Here is a 15,438-nt window from a genome sequence, read left to right as displayed (position 1 = left end):
CTACGGGATAGATCAGGCTTTCTTGGCGACGGCCTTGGCCTTGGCGCCGCGCTGGCGCATGGCTTCGAACAGGCAGACACCCGTGGCCACGGAGACGTTGAGGCTGCTGACGCTGCCGGCCATTGGCAGGCGCACCAGATAGTCGCAGTGCTCGCGAGTCAGGCGACGCATGCCCTTGCCTTCGGCCCCCATGATGATGATGGTCGGGCCGGTCAGGTCCTGATCGTACAACTCCTGCTCGGCCTCGCCGGCGGTACCGACGATCCACAGGCCGCGCTGCTGAAGCTTTTCCAGGGTACGGGCCAGATTGGTCACCGCCACCAGCGGAATCACTTCGGCAGCGCCGCAAGCCACCTTACGTACGGTCGGGGTCAGAGTGGCCGACTTGTCCTTGGGCACCAGCACCGCCAGGGCACCCGCCGCATCGGCGGTACGCAGGCAGGCGCCAAGGTTGTGCGGATCGGTCACGCCATCCAACACCAGCAACAGCGGCGCGCCCTCGGTGCGATCCAGCAGCTCGTCGAGCATGGCTTCGCCCCACACCTGGCTTGGGCTGACTTCCGCCACCACCCCCTGGTGCACGCCCTCAACCCAGGCGTCCATCTCGCGTCGCTCGGCCTGGCCAACCGACACACGGTTCTGCGCAGCCAGATCCACCAGCACCTGAACCCGTGGGTCACTGCGCCCTTCAGCCAACCAGATCTGCTTGACCCGCTTGGGATGGTGACGCAGCAACGCTTCTACAGCATGCACGCCGTAGATCTTTTCCAACTGACTCATGACTTGGCCTTAGGTTTGCGCGCGCCGCCGCTTTTCGCGCCGGAAGCGGAGCCCGCCTTGGGCGGACCTTTACGATGTTTGCTCGGTTTGGCTGGCCGGTCGCTGTCTCTGGCCGGAACCGATTTGCCGGACTTTCCCCCAGACGCCGCTTTACCACCGCCTTTGGCTCCCGCTAGCAGCGCCTGTTTCATTTCACGACTTTTGCGTACTTCGGCGTTTTTTGCCGCCGCATCGCTCGGACGGTAAGCCTCGACCGCTTTCTCCTTGGCAGAGCTGCGACGCCCCGCCTTCGCTGGAGCTGGCTCTTCGACGGCCTTGCTCGCCGGCACGTCCGCAGCCCCCCGCTTTTTGCGGCCAATAGGTGCAGCAATGGTCTTTTCGGCCATCTCGAAATCGATTTTGCGCTCGTCCAAATCTACGCGCATGACCCGCACTTCCACGGTGTCGCCCAAGCGGAAGCTGCGACCGGTGCGCTCGCCCGCCAAGCGGTGATGCACAGGATCGAAGTGGTAGTAGTCACCTGGCAGCGCAGTGACATGCACCAGGCCTTCGACGTAGATATCGGTGAGTTCGACGAACAGACCAAAACCGGTGACCGCGGTGATCACGCCAGGGAAGGATTCGCCGACGCGATCCTTCATGAACTCGCACTTGAGCCAGTTCACCACGTCACGAGTGGCTTCGTCGGCGCGACGCTCACTCATCGAGCACTGCTCGCCGAGCTGCTCGAGGATGGCCTCGTCGTACGGATAGATACGCGCTTTCGGAATACTCATCGCTCCGGCTCGACGCACGTGCGGCGTGTCTTGCTTGGAGTGGATGACACTGCGAATGGCCCGGTGGGTCAGCAGGTCCGGGTAACGACGGATCGGCGAAGTGAAGTGGGTATAGGCTTCGTAATTCAGGCCGAAGTGGCCCTGATTATCAGCGCTGTACACCGCCTGGCTCAGCGAGCGCAGCATCACGGTCTGGATCAGGTGGTAATCCGGACGATCCTTGATGGTTTCCAGCAGCGCCTGGTAGTCCTTCGGCGTAGGACCATCCTTGCCTTTATGCAGGGACAGGCCCAGTTCACCAAGGAAGGCACGCAGCTTCTCCAGACGCTCCGGCGGCGGACCGTCGTGCACCCGGTACAAGGCCGGAATCTCGTGCTTCTTGAGGAACTCGGCGGTGGCCACGTTGGCCGCCAGCATGCACTCCTCAATCAGTTTGTGAGCATCGTTGCGCGTGGTTGGACGAATTTCGGCGATCTTGCGCTCGGAACCGAAGATGATCCGGGTTTCCTGGGTTTCAAAGTCGATGGCGCCACGGGTATGACGAGCACCGAGCAGGACCTTGTACAGCGCATACAATTGCTTAAGGTGCGGTACGACATCCGCGTACTCACCGCGCAGTTGCTTGGCTTCGGTGGTTTTCGGCTGCTCGAGCATGGCGCTGACCTTGTTGTAGGTCAGTCGCGCCTTGGAGTGGATCACCGCTTCATAGAACTGGTAATCGGTCATTTCGCCGGACTTGGAGATGGTCATCTCACAAACCATGGCCAGGCGATCAACTTTCGGGTTCAGCGAGCACAGGCCATTGGAAAGCTGCTCAGGCAGCATCGGGATAACCCGCTCGGGGAAATACACCGAGTTGCCACGCACCTGGGCTTCAGCATCCAGAGCCGAACCAATCTTCACGTAGCTGGAGACGTCGGCAATGGCCACGTACAGTTTCCAGCCGCCGCCGAACAGGCGCAGCTTGCCGGGCTTGGCTTCGCAGAACACCGCGTCGTCGAAGTCGCGAGCGTCTTCACCATCGATGGTGACAAAAGGCAGGTCGCGCAGATCAATGCGCCTCTCCTTGTCCTTCTCCTCCACTTCCGGCTTGAGCTTGGCAGCCTCTTTGAGCACGGCCTCGGGCCAGACATGGGGAATATCGTAGGTGCGCAGGGCAACGTCGATTTCCATGCCCGGCGCCATGTAGTTGCCAACCACTTCAACTACGTCGCCTTGTGGCTGGAAGCGCGGCGTCGGCCAGTGAGTAATCTTCACTTCAACGAACTGACCGACCTTGGCATTGGCATTACGCCCCGGCGTCACCAGCACTTCTTGCTGGATCTTCGGGTTATCTGCTACCACAAAGCCAATACCGCCCTCTTCAAAGTAACGCCCCACGATGCTTTCATGGGCACGAGATACCACTTCGACGATCACGCCTTCGCGGCGACCACGACGATCCAGGCCGGAAACTCTGGCCAAGGCGCGGTCACCATCGAATACCAGGCGCATTTGCGCCGGACTCATGAACAGGTCGTCGCTGCCATCATCCGGCACCAGAAAGCCGAAGCCGTCGCGGTGGCCGCTGATACGACCGAGGATCAGGTCGAGCTTGTCCACCGGCGCATAAGTGCCGCGGCGGGTGTAGATCAGTTGAGCGTCGCGCTCCATGGCGCGTAGGCGGCGGCGCAAAGCTTCAAGTTGGTCCTCTGTGGTCAGACCGAACTCTTCTACCAACTGCTCGCGACTAGCAGGCGAACCCCGATCAGCAAGGTGCTGGAGGATGAGTTCGCGGCTAGGAATAGGGTTTTCGTATTTTTCCGCTTCACGAGCGGCCTCGGGATCGAGGGACTGCCAATCGGCCATTAGATAAATTTCACCTTGTCTATATGCGGGTTAGTTTGGCATACGCGTATTGAAACGGGAAATTTCAGGCTCAGACAACGCTGGAAAAATCCTCATCGCCGCCTCAGAAACATCCTCACGCCTGCCACCGGAGACTTTTTTCAAACTTTTTTGAAATCGGGGGTTTACAGCTTAAAAGAGCCTCCGTATAGTGCGCGCCATCGACGACGGAGACGTCAGCGATACTGCCCAGATGGTGAAATTGGTAGACACGCCAGCTTCAGGTGCTGGTGACCGCAAGGTCGTGGAAGTTCGAGTCTTCTTCTGGGCACCAATTCAAGAGCTTGAGATTAGATCAATTTCAAGACTCAAACAAAAACCCGCGAAAGCGGGTTTTTGCATTCTAAGTGTTTGATTTAATAAAACCAAAACAGGGGTTTACAGATCAAAACACGGTCCGTATAGTGCGCTCCATCGACACGGCGACGACGTCGATACTGCCCAGATGGTGAAATTGGTAGACACGCCAGCTTCAGGTGCTGGTGACCGCAAGGTCGTGGAAGTTCGAGTCTTCTTCTGGGCACCAATTCAAACTTGAGAGCATCGCTTTCAAGTCTCTCAAAAACCCGCGAAAGCGGGTTTTTGCGTTTCTGCCTCCAGGTATTCCCTCGCCTCATCGCCCCCGCCGTCGTACCCGCAAAGCGCACATGAGAAACGATATCGTTTATGATTGTTACAAGTTTTTGCGGCACTACAGTGAGGAAACCTGCGAATGATGTTCAGAAACACCCTCCCTCCAACATCCCTTCTGCGTGGCTTGACCATCACTTTGCTGGGACTGACCCTGGCATCTCCACTCACCCAGGCAGCCGATCCGGTTTCCCTGACCCTGTATAACGGCCAGCACAAGGAAGTCGGCGATGCCGTTGCCAAGGCCTTCGAAGCCAAGACCGGCATCCACGTCAACGTGCGCAAGGGCAGCAGCAATCAGTTGGCCAGCCAGGTCGTCGAAGAAGGCGATCGCTCCCCCGCTGATGTGATCTACACCGAAGAGTCCCCGCCCCTGAACAAACTGGGCGAACAAGGCCTGCTTGCCCAGACCGATGCCGCGACCCTGGCCGTCCTGCCCAAGGAATACGTAGCCAGCAACGGCACCTGGATCGGCATCACTGCTCGAGTGCGAGTGGTGGCTTTCAACCCGAAACTGATCAATGAGAAAGACCTGCCCAAGTCGGTGATGGAGTTCTCCCAGCCACAGTGGCAAGGCAAGGTCGGTTTCGTACCGACCAGCGGCGCCTTCCAGGAACAAGCCGTGGCCATCATCAAATTGCACGGCATGGATGCAGCAGAAGAGTGGCTGACCGGCCTGCGGGCATTCGGCAAGGTCTATAGCAATAACATGGTAGCCCTCAAGGCCGTGGAAAACGGCGAAGTGGCCAGCGTCCTGGTGAACAACTACTACTGGTTCGCACTGCAACGGGAAAAAGGTCAACTGGACTCGAAGCTGCACTATTTCACCGGCGGCGATGTTGGTGGCCTGATCACGGTCTCCAGCGCCGCAGTGCTCAAGTCCAGCAAACACCCGAAAGAAGCTCAACAGTTCCTTGCCTATATGGCCAGCGAAGAGGGTCAGCGGGTGATCACCCAGACCACCGCCGAGTACCCACTGCATAAAGGCATGGAGTCGGATCGCGGCCTCAAGCCATTCAGTGAACTGCAGGCTCCGAAAGTAACCCCGGCCGACCTCGGAAATGCCGAGGAAGCACTGGACCTGGAACGCGACGTCGGCCTGAACTGATGAGTCCACCACTCTGCGCCCCCGCCTCGCGCACGCCTTACGTGCCGAGGCGCAAGCGACCATCGATCTGGCTGCTGCTGCCGGTATTGCTACTGGTTTGCCTGAGCCTGCTGCCTCTGCTGTATGTCGGGCTCAAGGCCTGGCAAGCCGGCTGGGCCGAAGCGCTGCACCTGCTGTGGCGCCCTTATGTATTCCGCCTGCTAAGCAACACCTTGCTACTGATGCTGGGAGTCACCATCGCCTGCGCAATGATCGGCCTATCCCTGGCTTGGCTGCTGGAACGCAGCGATCTGCCAGGGCGACGGATCTGGGGCGTAGTGCTGTGCCTGCCCTTCGCCGTACCGGCCTTCATCAGCAGCTTCACCTGGGTGTCCCTGAGCGCCGGATTCGAAGGACTGGGCGGTGCGATCCTGGTGATGACCCTGTCCAAATACCCTCTAGTGTTCCTGCCAGTGGCAGCCACCCTACGCAATCTTGACCCCTCCCTCGAAGAGTCCGCACGCACCCTTGGGCAAAATCGCTGGGGCGTGTTCTTCAAGATCACCCTGCCCCTGCTCTGGCCATCGTTACTGGCAGGAGCCCTGTTGATTGCCCTGCACATGCTGGTGGAATTCGGCGCCCTGTCGATCATCGGCCTGCAAACCTTTACCACGGCGATCTATCAGCAATTCGAGCTGGAGTTCAGCAACGCCAACGCAGCCATGCTCTCGGCGGTACTGCTGGTGCTGTGCCTGATACTGCTGGGTCTAGAGCTGCGGGTTCGTGGCAAGGGGCGTCACGTACGCACCGGCCAAGGTGCAGCGCGACATGCAGAACAGGTACGCCTGGGACGCTGGTCCGCAGGCGGACAAATCTACTGCCTGCTACTGGCCTTGATTGGCAGCGGCGTTCCCCTGGGCATGCTTGCCTACTGGCTGGCCGTGGGTTCATCGGCCGCTTTCCCGGTGGCAGCCATCGGCGAAGCACTGCTTTCCTCCCTGGCGCTGTCCCTGGGCGGTGCCGCCCTGTGCCTGGCGCTGGCGGTTCCTGTGGGACTGCTAGTGGTGCGTCACAAGGGACGACTGGCCATCTGGGCCGAGCGTCTGCCCTACCTGTTGCATGCCCTGCCCGGCCTGGTGATCGCCCTGACGCTGGTGTACTTCGCCCTGCACTATGTGCCGGTGCTGTATCAAACCTCGGCGCTGTTACTGATCGCCTATGCCTTGCTGTTCCTGCCCCTGGCACAGGCGCCCATCCGCACCGCCCTGAACAAGGCTGCGCCGCAACTGGAAGAAGCGGCAAGAACCCTGGGAGCATCGTCATTCAGTGCTTTTTGCCGGGTGACGTTGCCGATCATCTTTCCAGCACTGGGCGCGGCCTTCGCCCTGGTGTTTCTGGATGCGATGAAAGAGCTGACTGCAACCTTGCTGCTCAGCCCGACCGGGCTCAATACCCTGGCCACAGAGGTCTGGGCCCATACCGCGAATGTGCAGTTTGCGGCCGCGGCACCTTATGCAGCACTGCTGATTCTGGTGTCTGGGCTGCCGGTGTATCTGCTGACGACGCGGATGTATCTGAGCCGTTGAGAAGTGCTTCGCCGGCACACCGACTCCTACAAAGCAACGTAGGAGCCAGCCGGCCAGCGAAAGATCAAGCGCGGAACTGCCCCAGACTGGCCTTGAGCTGCGCCGCCAGGCTGTCCAGCACCTTGCCGCTGGCGGTGGTCTCCACCACAGCCTGAGCCGCTCGCTCGGCCTGGGCATGAATGGTTTCCACCCGCCCCCGCACCGCTTGCGCACCCTGAGCCTGATGCGCTGCAGCCTGGGTGGCCAAGCCAATTGCGGCATGCACCTGTTCGACCGAAGACTGCACCGTCTGCTGCAGGCGGACACTGTCACGCAGCACCAGCAAACCCTCGCTGGCCTGACGGCCGGCCTGGCCAATAGCCGCCACCGCCTCCCGCGCGCCCTGTTGCAACGCGCCGATATGGGCCTGGATATCGCCTGTGGAACTCTGGGTCTTGCTGGCCAGGGCTCGCACCTCATCCGCCACCACGGCAAACCCGCGCCCGGTTTCACCGGCGCGCGCTGCTTCGATCGCCGCATTCAGCGCCAGCAGGTTGGTCTGTTCGGCAATGCCATGAATCACCGTCAGCACCACCTCGATCTGCTCGCTCTGCTGAGCCAGGCGCTCGATCACCTTGGCCCCGGTATCCACCTGCCCGGCCAGGGCTTCGATCAGGCTGCCGACCTGCTCCGAAGTGCGGGTGTTCTCGTCAGTGGCCTGACGGATCTCCACCACCTGCTGCAGCGCCGCCTGCATCGCCTGGCTTTCCGCCTGGGCCTCATCAGCCATCTGCGATAGCGCCCGCAAGCTTTCGGCCACTTCGTCACGCTGCGCCTCAGCCGCTGCATCCGCCCCAGCATTGCGCAGGCTCATAGCCCCAATCTCCACACCGGTACGCTGCGCCACATCGCCCGCTTCACGCACAATGGGCTGCAACTTATCCACAAAGCGATTCACCGCCGAGGCCATATCACCGATCTCATCATTGCTGTTGAGGGGCACGCGCTTGGTCAGATCCCCTTCGCCTGCTGCCAGATCGTTGAGAGCCGTGATCAACAGATGCAGTTTGTTCACCACTCGCCGCCCCAACACTACCGCCAGCAACAGCAGCAGGGCCAACCCCACCAGCGCCAGGCCAACACCGATCTGCCAGCGCAAGGTGGCCGCAGCCTCCTGCACCGTGCTTGCGGTATTGGCCTGCATCTGCGCGGCAGTGGCCTGAGCCGATTGCAAGCGCGAGCGCATGGCCGCCGAACTGTCGGCGGAGGCTCCCTTGAGACTGTCTCCAACCAACTGGTCACTGCTGGCGATCAATGCCCCGAAGCGCTGATCCAAGGCGGCGATATCTGCCTCTACCGAGGCCGTGGACACCCCCATCAGCACCTTGCCGATTTCCACTCCATTAGGATTGATCGACGCCTCAAGGTAGTAGACAGAAGGATCGTTCTTGGCGGCATCCAGAACCTTGTCCAAGGCCCGATCGCCCTTGCCCTTTTCCAACAGGGCCTTGTTGATCGGATTCTCACGATTCAGATAGCGAGTCAGATGCTCACCTGCTGCATCGTCATAGACCACGAACAGTACGTTGGGGTTACGCTGGGCACGCCGTGCGAACTCGGACAGAGTCGGCACATCACTGTCCCACATGGCACGAGGCGCCACAGAGGCCAGCAACTGGGCCATATCATTGGCGGAGTCCTTAAGGTCCTTCTCCAGCGCTGCACGCAGCTGGACCTGCTCCTCCTTTAGACGCGAAGATAGCCCCGCCGTCAGACGCTGACGCGTACTGCTGGACAGGCTTTCCAGACTGGAAGTGACTTCCTTGCCCGCCTGTTCGAGTTCGCCAGACAACTTCTGGCTATCAACACCCAAACGCGCAGCCAGATCGGCCTCCAGGGCAGTCACCGTGCTCCGAGTCAGGGCAACGGCGAGCACTACCTGCACCAAAAGGGCGATACCGAGAGTAACGAACACAGGCCGCAGTAAACGGCTTTGTAACAGTGAGAGAACGGCCGACACAGGAAATCCCTCTACTTTTGGCGCCATTATTCTGATGGCACTCTAGAAGCGAGTTTCACAGCAAGGGTCGTGCCGCACGGCGGACAGAAACGACAAAGGGCCCAATCAAGGGCCCTTTGGTTTTTACATCAACGACTTATCAAGCAAACGGATGGCGCAGAACGATGGTTTCGTTGCGGTCCGGGCCCGTCGAAATAATGTCGATCGGCGCGCCGACCAACTCTTCGATGCGCTTGATGTAGGCCTTAGCAGCGGCAGGCAGCTCTTCCAGGGTCTTGGCACCCAGGGTCGATTCGCTCCAGCCCGGCATCTGCTCGTACACCGGCTCCAGGCCGATGTAGCTATCGGCGTCGGTAGGCGCGTCGATGACTGCACCATCCTGGTTCTTGTAGCCAACACAGATATTGATGGTTTCCAGGCCGTCCAGTACGTCCAGCTTGGTCAGGCACAGGCCCGAGATGCTGTTGACGTCGATGGCGCGACGCAGGATCACGGCATCGAACCAGCCGCAACGACGGGCACGACCGGTAGTCGCACCGAACTCGTGGCCACGCTTGGCCAGGAAAGCGCCGACGTCATCGAACAGCTCAGTCGGGAACGGACCCGAACCCACACGAGTGGTGTAGGCCTTGGTGATGCCCAGGATGTAGTCCAGGTACATCGGGCCCACGCCCGAACCGGTGGCGATGCCGCCAGCGGTGGTGTTGGAGCTGGTGACATACGGATAGGTGCCGTGGTCGATGTCCAGCAGCGAACCCTGGGCGCCTTCGAACATGATGTCCTTGCCGGCGCGACGCAGCTGGTGCAGCTCGGCGGTGACGTCGAGCATCATCGGCTTGAGCAGCTCGGCGTATTCCATGCACTCGTCCAGAGTCTTCTGGAAGTCGATGGCCGGCTCTTTGTAGTAATTGACCAGCACGAAGTTGTGGTAGTCCAGCAACTCGCCCAGCTTGGCGGCGAAACGCTCGCGGTGGAACAGATCACCGATGCGCAGCCCGCGACGGGCAACCTTGTCTTCGTAAGCCGGGCCGATGCCGCGACCGGTAGTACCGATCTTCTGCTCGCCACGAGCCTTCTCGCGGGCCTGGTCCAGGGCTACGTGATAGGACAGGATCAGCGGGCAGGAAGGGCTGATACGCAGGCGCTCACGCACCGGTACGCCTTTCTCTTCCAGCTTGACGATTTCACGCATCAAGGCATCCGGTGCTACCACTACGCCGTTACCGATCAGGCACTGCACGCCTTCGCGCAGCACGCCAGACGGAATCAGGTGCAGGACGGTCTTCTCACCATCGATTACCAAAGTGTGGCCAGCGTTGTGGCCACCTTGGTAGCGCACTACGGCGGCGGCATGTTCGGTCAGCAGATCAACGATCTTGCCTTTGCCCTCATCACCCCACTGGGTGCCCAGGACTACGACATTCTTACCCATAACACTTGTCCTCATTCGCGCAAACTTGGTGCCGGCAGCCGCCGGCAGGAAAACTCAAGAAGCCAGCGGCAATACTTGCCAAAGCCCATTCTGCTGAATCAATTGCCGGTCGCAGTCCGCTTCACGGGCGGCGGCCAAAGGTTGTCCAGGCAGAGCCTGAACGACACGCTGACCCTCACTGCGCAACTGGCAGACGGTCTGCCAGAGTGCCGCGTCAGTGCTGTCAGGCATCCAGATACCGCCAGACGGCAGCTCGACCTCAGCACGCCCCAGGGTCACCAGGGTTTTCAAATCGGTAGAAAAACCGGTCGCTGGACGGGCACGTCCAAAATCGGCTCCGATGTCATCGTAGCGACCGCCCTGGGCGATGGATTGACCCACGCCCGGTACAAACACCGCGAACACCACACCCGTGTGGTAGTGATAGCCCCGCAGCTCGCCCAGATCGAAGTACAAGGGCAAATCAGGGAAACGCACCGACAAGCGCTCGGCGATCGTCAGCAATTCATCCAGGGCCATCAGCACCGAGGTCGGCGCACCCGCCAGGCGACGGCGAGCATCGCCCAATACTTCGCGGCCACCACACAACTCCACCAGGGAGCGCAGCATGTCGGCCAGATCGGCCGGCAGGCCCTGGGTCAGGCTGATGACTTCATCGATCGCCTTGCGCTGCAGGGCATCGAACAATTGTTGCTCCACGGCACCGGACAGGCCGGCAGCCTGGGCCAGGCCGCGGTAGATGCCCACATGCCCCAGATCCATGTGCACATCCGGCACATCGGCCAACTGCAGCATGGCCAACATCAGACTGATGACCTCAACGTCGCTGCTCGGGCTGGCGTCGCCGTACAACTCGGCGCCCAACTGGATCGGGCTGCGCGAGGACGACAAGGCCCGCGGCTGAGCATGCAGCACGCTGCCGGCATAGCACAGGCGGCTCGGCCCTTCGCGACGCAGGGTGTGGGCATCGATTCGCGCCACTTGTGGCGTAATGTCGGCACGAAACCCCATCTGCCGACCCGACTGCGGGTCGATGACCTTGAAGGTACGCAGGTCCAGGTCCTGGCCGGCACCTGTCAGCAGGGATTCCAGGTATTCGATATGGGGAGTCACGACAAACTCGTAACCCCAACTCTGAAACAGATCCAACACCTGACGACGCGCCACTTCAATGCGCGCCGCTTCCGGCGGCAATACTTCTTCGATGCCATCTGGCAGCAGCCAGCGGTCTACCGTTGCCATTACGCCATTCCCCTATGGTCCGGGCGGCAAGCCTGGGGCCAGCCTTAGAGTGAAGCAGAAAACAGTCGCATCCGACGCGAGCTCAGCCGGACAGGCAGCCAGGAATCAGCTGTACAGACTATTTTCCTCGAAAAATCTTGCCGAGCTCTTGAACGAGCCACGGCCAATCAAAGATGCAGACGCAAAAAAGCCGGGAATTTCCCGGCTGCCGCATCATACACCCGTTTTCCCAAAGGATCACCCCGCGAGGCATTTTAGCCGCCCGGCGGGGTGCCCAAGGATCAGGGCCTGATCAAGGCTTGGACTTTTCCAGGTAGTGGAAGAAGTCGCTGCTTGGGTCCAGAACCATGACGTCGGATTTGTTTGCAAAGCTTTCACGGTAGGCACGCAGGCTACGGTAGAACGCGTAGAACTCCTGGTCCTGGCCGTAGGCCTTGGCGTAGATCGCCGCCGCCTGAGCATCACCATCACCGCGCGCCTCTTCAGACTCGCGATAGGCTTCAGCCAGCAGCACGCGACGCTGACGATCAGCGTCAGCACGAATACCTTCGGCCAACTCGTTACCCTTGGCACGGTGCTCGCGAGCCTCACGCTCACGCTCGGTGCTCATGCGCTCGAACACGCTGCGGTTCACTTCCTTCGGCAGATCGATGGCCTTGACCCGGACATCGACCACTTCGATACCCAGCTCCTTTTCCGCCATCCTGTTCAGCGAAGCCGTGATATCCGCCATCAGCGCATCACGCTCACCGGAAACCACTTCATGCAGGGTGCGCTTACCAAACTGGTCACGCAGGCCCGATTCCAGACGACGGGAAAGACGCTCGTCGGCAATTTGCTTGAGACCGGAAGTCGCGGTGTAGAAGCGCTCGGCATCCTTCACTCGCCACTTGGCGTAGGCATCCACCATGACGGCTTTCTTTTCCAGGGTCAGGAAGCGCTGTGTCGGTGCATCCAGGGTCATCAGGCGCGCATCAAACTTACGAACCTGGTTCACATAGGGCACTTTCACATGCAGGCCAGGCTGGACATCAGCCTGGACCACGCGACCGAACTGCAGCAACACCGCGCGCTCGGTCTGAGCGACGATGTAGAAGCTGTTCCAGGCAACCACCGCCACGACAACGCCCACAATCAGGGCGATCAGCGATTTATTGCTCATCAGCGACTCTCCCTAGAACGCGTCTGCTGCTGTTGCTGCATGTGCTCCGCAGCGGCGCGCGCATTCGCTTCATTGCTGGTCGCAGACGCTGATCCCGTTGCCGGAACACCGCCGCTACGACCACTGTCGATCATCTTGTCCAGCGGCAGGTAGAGCAGGTTGTTCTGCCCGCCTTTGCTGCCGGTTACCAGAACTTTGCTGGTATTGCTGAAGACTTCCTGCATGGTGTCCAGGTACAGACGCTGACGAGTCACTTCAGGAGCCTTGCGGTACTCGGCAACCAGCTTGGTAAAGCGATCAGCCTCACCCTTGGCCCGCGATACCACTTCGTCGCGATAACCATTGGCATCTTCGAGGATGCGCTGAGCCTGACCACGAGCCTCCGGCACAACACCGTTGGCGTAGGTTTCAGCCTGGTTGCGCGAACGCTGTTCGTCTTCACGAGCTCGGATCACGTCATCGAAGGCTTCCTGCACTTCACGCGGTGCAGCTGCGCTCTGTACGTTCACCTGAGTCACGGTGATACCGGTGCGGTAGTTGTCGAGGAAGCGTTGCAACCGCTCCTTGATTTCACTGGCCATCAATTCACGACCTTCAGTCAACACCTGATCCATGGCGGTAGAACCCACCACATGGCGCAGGGCGCTGTCGGTTGCATGCTGCAGACTGATTTCCGGCTGATCAACGTTCAACACGAAGTCCTGCAGATTGCTGATCTTGTACTGCACGGTCAGCGGCACTTCGACGATGTTCTCGTCCTCGGTGAGCATCTGCCCCTGCTTGGTGTAGGCACGCTCACGCGTGACGTTTTCCATGTACTTGCGATCGATCGGCGGGAAGTAGATGTTCAGACCCGGGCCGACGGTTTCGTAGTATTTGCCGAAGCGCAGCACCACGGCCTGCTCCTGCTCATCGACTACATAAACCGCGCTGTACAGCCACACGGCCGCCAGCACGACAAGACCAATACCCAGCAAGCCGAAGCCACCGCCCTTGCCGGAGCTACCGCCGTCATCACCACGTTTCTTACCACCACCGAACAACCCATTCAGGCTTTCCTGCAGCTTACGGAAGGCCTCGTCGAGATCTGGTGGCCCCTTGCGATCGCCATTATTGCGGCGTTTACCACCCCAAGGGTCCTGATTATTCGAGTTGCCACCCGGCTCATTCCAAGCCATAGCGCTCTCCATCTGATAAAGCAAAGACGCACCCACGGCGCGCCGACCAATGCTACAGAATGCCTGCTACAGCGGCACAACCGCATGCCCAGGCTTTTATTGCAAAGTGTGTTGCTCGATGAATTCCGACGGTTGCAGACCTTCGCGACTGACCAGCCGATTCAACTCGGCCCGCGGCAGGCGAACGGCCAGCAAACTGACCCCTTCGTCGTCGTGATCTTCTTTCTGCACAGCGTTCAACTGGAAAAACTGTGCTCGCAGTCGAGCAAAACGCTGAGGCAAGCGCAAGGTGCCTACGAACAAATCTTCACCCAGCAGCTCCGCAATGGCCTGCTTGAGCAGATCAAGTCCCTGGCCATCACGGGCCGACAACCAGACACGCTGCGGCTTGCCATCGGGATCGCGCTGAATCTGCGGCTCCACACCCTCGAGCAAATCGAGTTTGTTATAGACCTCCAGGATCGGCAAGTCTTGAGCCCCGATCTCACCCAGAACCACCATCACCTGCTCGATCTGGGCCATGCGCTCGGGCTCGTGAGCATCGATCACATGAAGCAGCAAGTCGGAGTTGCTGGACTCTTCGAGGGTAGCCCGAAACGCCTCCACCAGCTTGTGCGGCAGGTGGCGAATGAAACCGACGGTATCAGCCAGCACAATCGGCCCCAGATCATCCAGCTCCAAGCGGCGCAAAGTCGGATCGAGGGTAGCGAACAGCTGGTCGGCGGCGAATACATCGGACGCGGTGACAGCATTGAACAACGTGGACTTGCCAGCGTTGGTGTAGCCCACCAGCGAAACTGAAGGAATGTCGGCACGCTTACGGCCTCGACGAGCCTGCTCGCGCTGGCTGCGAACCTTTTCCAGACGCGCCTTGATCTGCCGCAGACGCACTCGCAGCAGGCGCCGGTCGGTTTCCAACTGAGTCTCACCAGGACCACGCAGACCAATACCGCCTTTCTGCCGTTCAAGGTGAGTCCAGCCACGAACCAATCGCGTGCTCATGTGCTCAAGCTGTGCCAGTTCTACCTGGAGCTTGCCCTCATGAGTGCGTGCGCGCTGAGCGAAGATATCGAGAATCAGACCCGTGCGATCAATCACGCGACACTCGAATACACGTTCGAGGTTACGTTCCTGACTGGGCGTGAGGATGTGATTGAAAATCACCAGGTCTACCTGTTCGGCTTTGACCAGATCGCGCAATTCCTCGACCTTGCCGCTGCCAACCAGGTATTTGGCGGTTGGCCGATGACGCGGCACGCTAACAAACGCGACGGTCTCGGCGCCGGCCGATAATGCCAGCTCCTGAAACTCCTGCGGATCTTCGCGCGCCTCAGGGTCCTGACCATCCAAGTGAACGAGAATGGCCCGTTCACCACCACCGTGGCGCTCAAAGAACAAAGGAGACTCCTATCAGGCGTTACCTGGCTCAGCGTCACCCTGTTCGGATTCGGATGCGCTAGGCAGACGAATTGGGCGAACTGGAACCACTGTAGAGATAGCGTGTTTGTAAACCATTTGGCTGACGGTGTTTTTCAGCAGGATAACGAACTGGTCGAAGGACTCGATCGTGCCTTGCAGTTTGATCCCGTTAACCAGATAGATGGAAACCCCAACTTTCTCTTTACGCAATGTATTCAAGTAAGGGTCTTGTAGCGAATGCCCTTTTGACATGTGCCGCA

General features: G+C 59.9%; 11 protein-coding genes and 2 tRNA genes. 4 read left to right on the top strand and 9 right to left on the bottom strand.

The features are described from left to right. Positions 1-12: 12 nt before the first annotated feature. Positions 13-780, bottom strand: coding sequence for a 23S rRNA (guanosine(2251)-2'-O)-methyltransferase RlmB (gene rlmB / locus WIN67_RS02895; RefSeq protein ID WP_016964328.1), 768 nt, complete (start codon positions 778-780; stop codon positions 13-15). Beyond that, positions 777-3,404, bottom strand: coding sequence for a ribonuclease R (gene rnr, locus WIN67_RS02890; protein ID WP_339070608.1), 2,628 nt, complete (start codon positions 3,402-3,404; stop codon positions 777-779). The genes rlmB and rnr overlap by 4 nt, the downstream gene beginning before the upstream one ends. 226 nt (positions 3,405-3,630) lie before the next feature. Between rnr and WIN67_RS02885 the strand changes: the two genes are divergently transcribed. The 4 genes from WIN67_RS02885 (at position 3,631) to WIN67_RS02870 (ending at position 6,746) form a co-directional block, all read left to right on the top strand. Continuing rightward, a tRNA-Leu gene (locus WIN67_RS02885) sits at positions 3,631-3,717 on the top strand. A gap of 165 nt (positions 3,718-3,882) precedes the next feature. Next, positions 3,883-3,969, top strand: a tRNA-Leu gene (locus tag WIN67_RS02880). 186 nt (positions 3,970-4,155) lie between these two features. Beyond that, positions 4,156-5,181, top strand: a complete 1,026-nt coding sequence (locus tag WIN67_RS02875) for an extracellular solute-binding protein (protein WP_339070607.1) — start codon at positions 4,156-4,158, stop codon at positions 5,179-5,181. Next, positions 5,181-6,746, top strand: a complete 1,566-nt coding sequence (locus tag WIN67_RS02870; RefSeq protein WP_339070606.1) for an iron ABC transporter permease — start codon at positions 5,181-5,183, stop codon at positions 6,744-6,746. Before WIN67_RS02875 ends, WIN67_RS02870 begins: the two co-directional genes overlap by 1 nt. 64 nt (positions 6,747-6,810) lie before the next feature. On the opposite strand, the gene WIN67_RS02865 is transcribed toward WIN67_RS02870, so the two are convergent. The 7 genes from WIN67_RS02865 to hfq all read right to left on the bottom strand — a co-directional run bounded on the left by WIN67_RS02865 (position 6,811) and on the right by hfq (position 15,430). After that, complete coding sequence (locus WIN67_RS02865; RefSeq protein WP_102862914.1) at positions 6,811-8,745, bottom strand: methyl-accepting chemotaxis protein; 1,935 nt, start codon at positions 8,743-8,745, stop codon at positions 6,811-6,813. Between the two features lie 139 nt (positions 8,746-8,884). After that, entirely contained in the window at positions 8,885-10,177 is a 1,293-nt protein-coding gene (locus WIN67_RS02860) for an adenylosuccinate synthase (RefSeq protein ID WP_339070605.1), read from the bottom strand. A gap of 54 nt (positions 10,178-10,231) precedes the next feature. Next, a complete protein-coding gene (locus tag WIN67_RS02855; protein WP_339070604.1) occupies positions 10,232-11,419 on the bottom strand; it encodes an ATP phosphoribosyltransferase regulatory subunit in 1,188 nt (395 codons plus the stop codon). A gap of 292 nt (positions 11,420-11,711) precedes the next feature. Then, a complete protein-coding gene (gene hflC / locus WIN67_RS02850; protein WP_102862912.1) occupies positions 11,712-12,581 on the bottom strand; it encodes a protease modulator HflC in 870 nt (289 codons plus the stop codon). Then, positions 12,581-13,759 (bottom strand): FtsH protease activity modulator HflK, encoded by a 1,179-nt coding sequence (gene hflK, locus WIN67_RS02845; RefSeq protein WP_102862911.1) that lies wholly within the window; start codon positions 13,757-13,759, stop codon positions 12,581-12,583. Before hflK ends, hflC begins: the two co-directional genes overlap by 1 nt. A gap of 96 nt (positions 13,760-13,855) precedes the next feature. Next, entirely contained in the window at positions 13,856-15,157 is a 1,302-nt protein-coding gene (hflX, locus tag WIN67_RS02840) for a ribosome rescue GTPase HflX (protein WP_102862910.1), read from the bottom strand. Positions 15,158-15,169: 12 nt separating this feature from the next. After that, positions 15,170-15,430, bottom strand: coding sequence for an RNA chaperone Hfq (gene hfq, locus WIN67_RS02835; RefSeq protein WP_007921378.1), 261 nt, complete (start codon positions 15,428-15,430; stop codon positions 15,170-15,172). Positions 15,431-15,438 lie beyond the last annotated feature (8 nt).

Origin of the sequence: Pseudomonas idahonensis (assembly GCF_037903935.1) — a bacterium.
Taxonomy (GTDB): Bacteria; Pseudomonadota; Gammaproteobacteria; order Pseudomonadales; family Pseudomonadaceae; genus Aquipseudomonas; species Aquipseudomonas danubii.
This window is presented reverse-complemented; position numbering and strand designations above follow the sequence as displayed.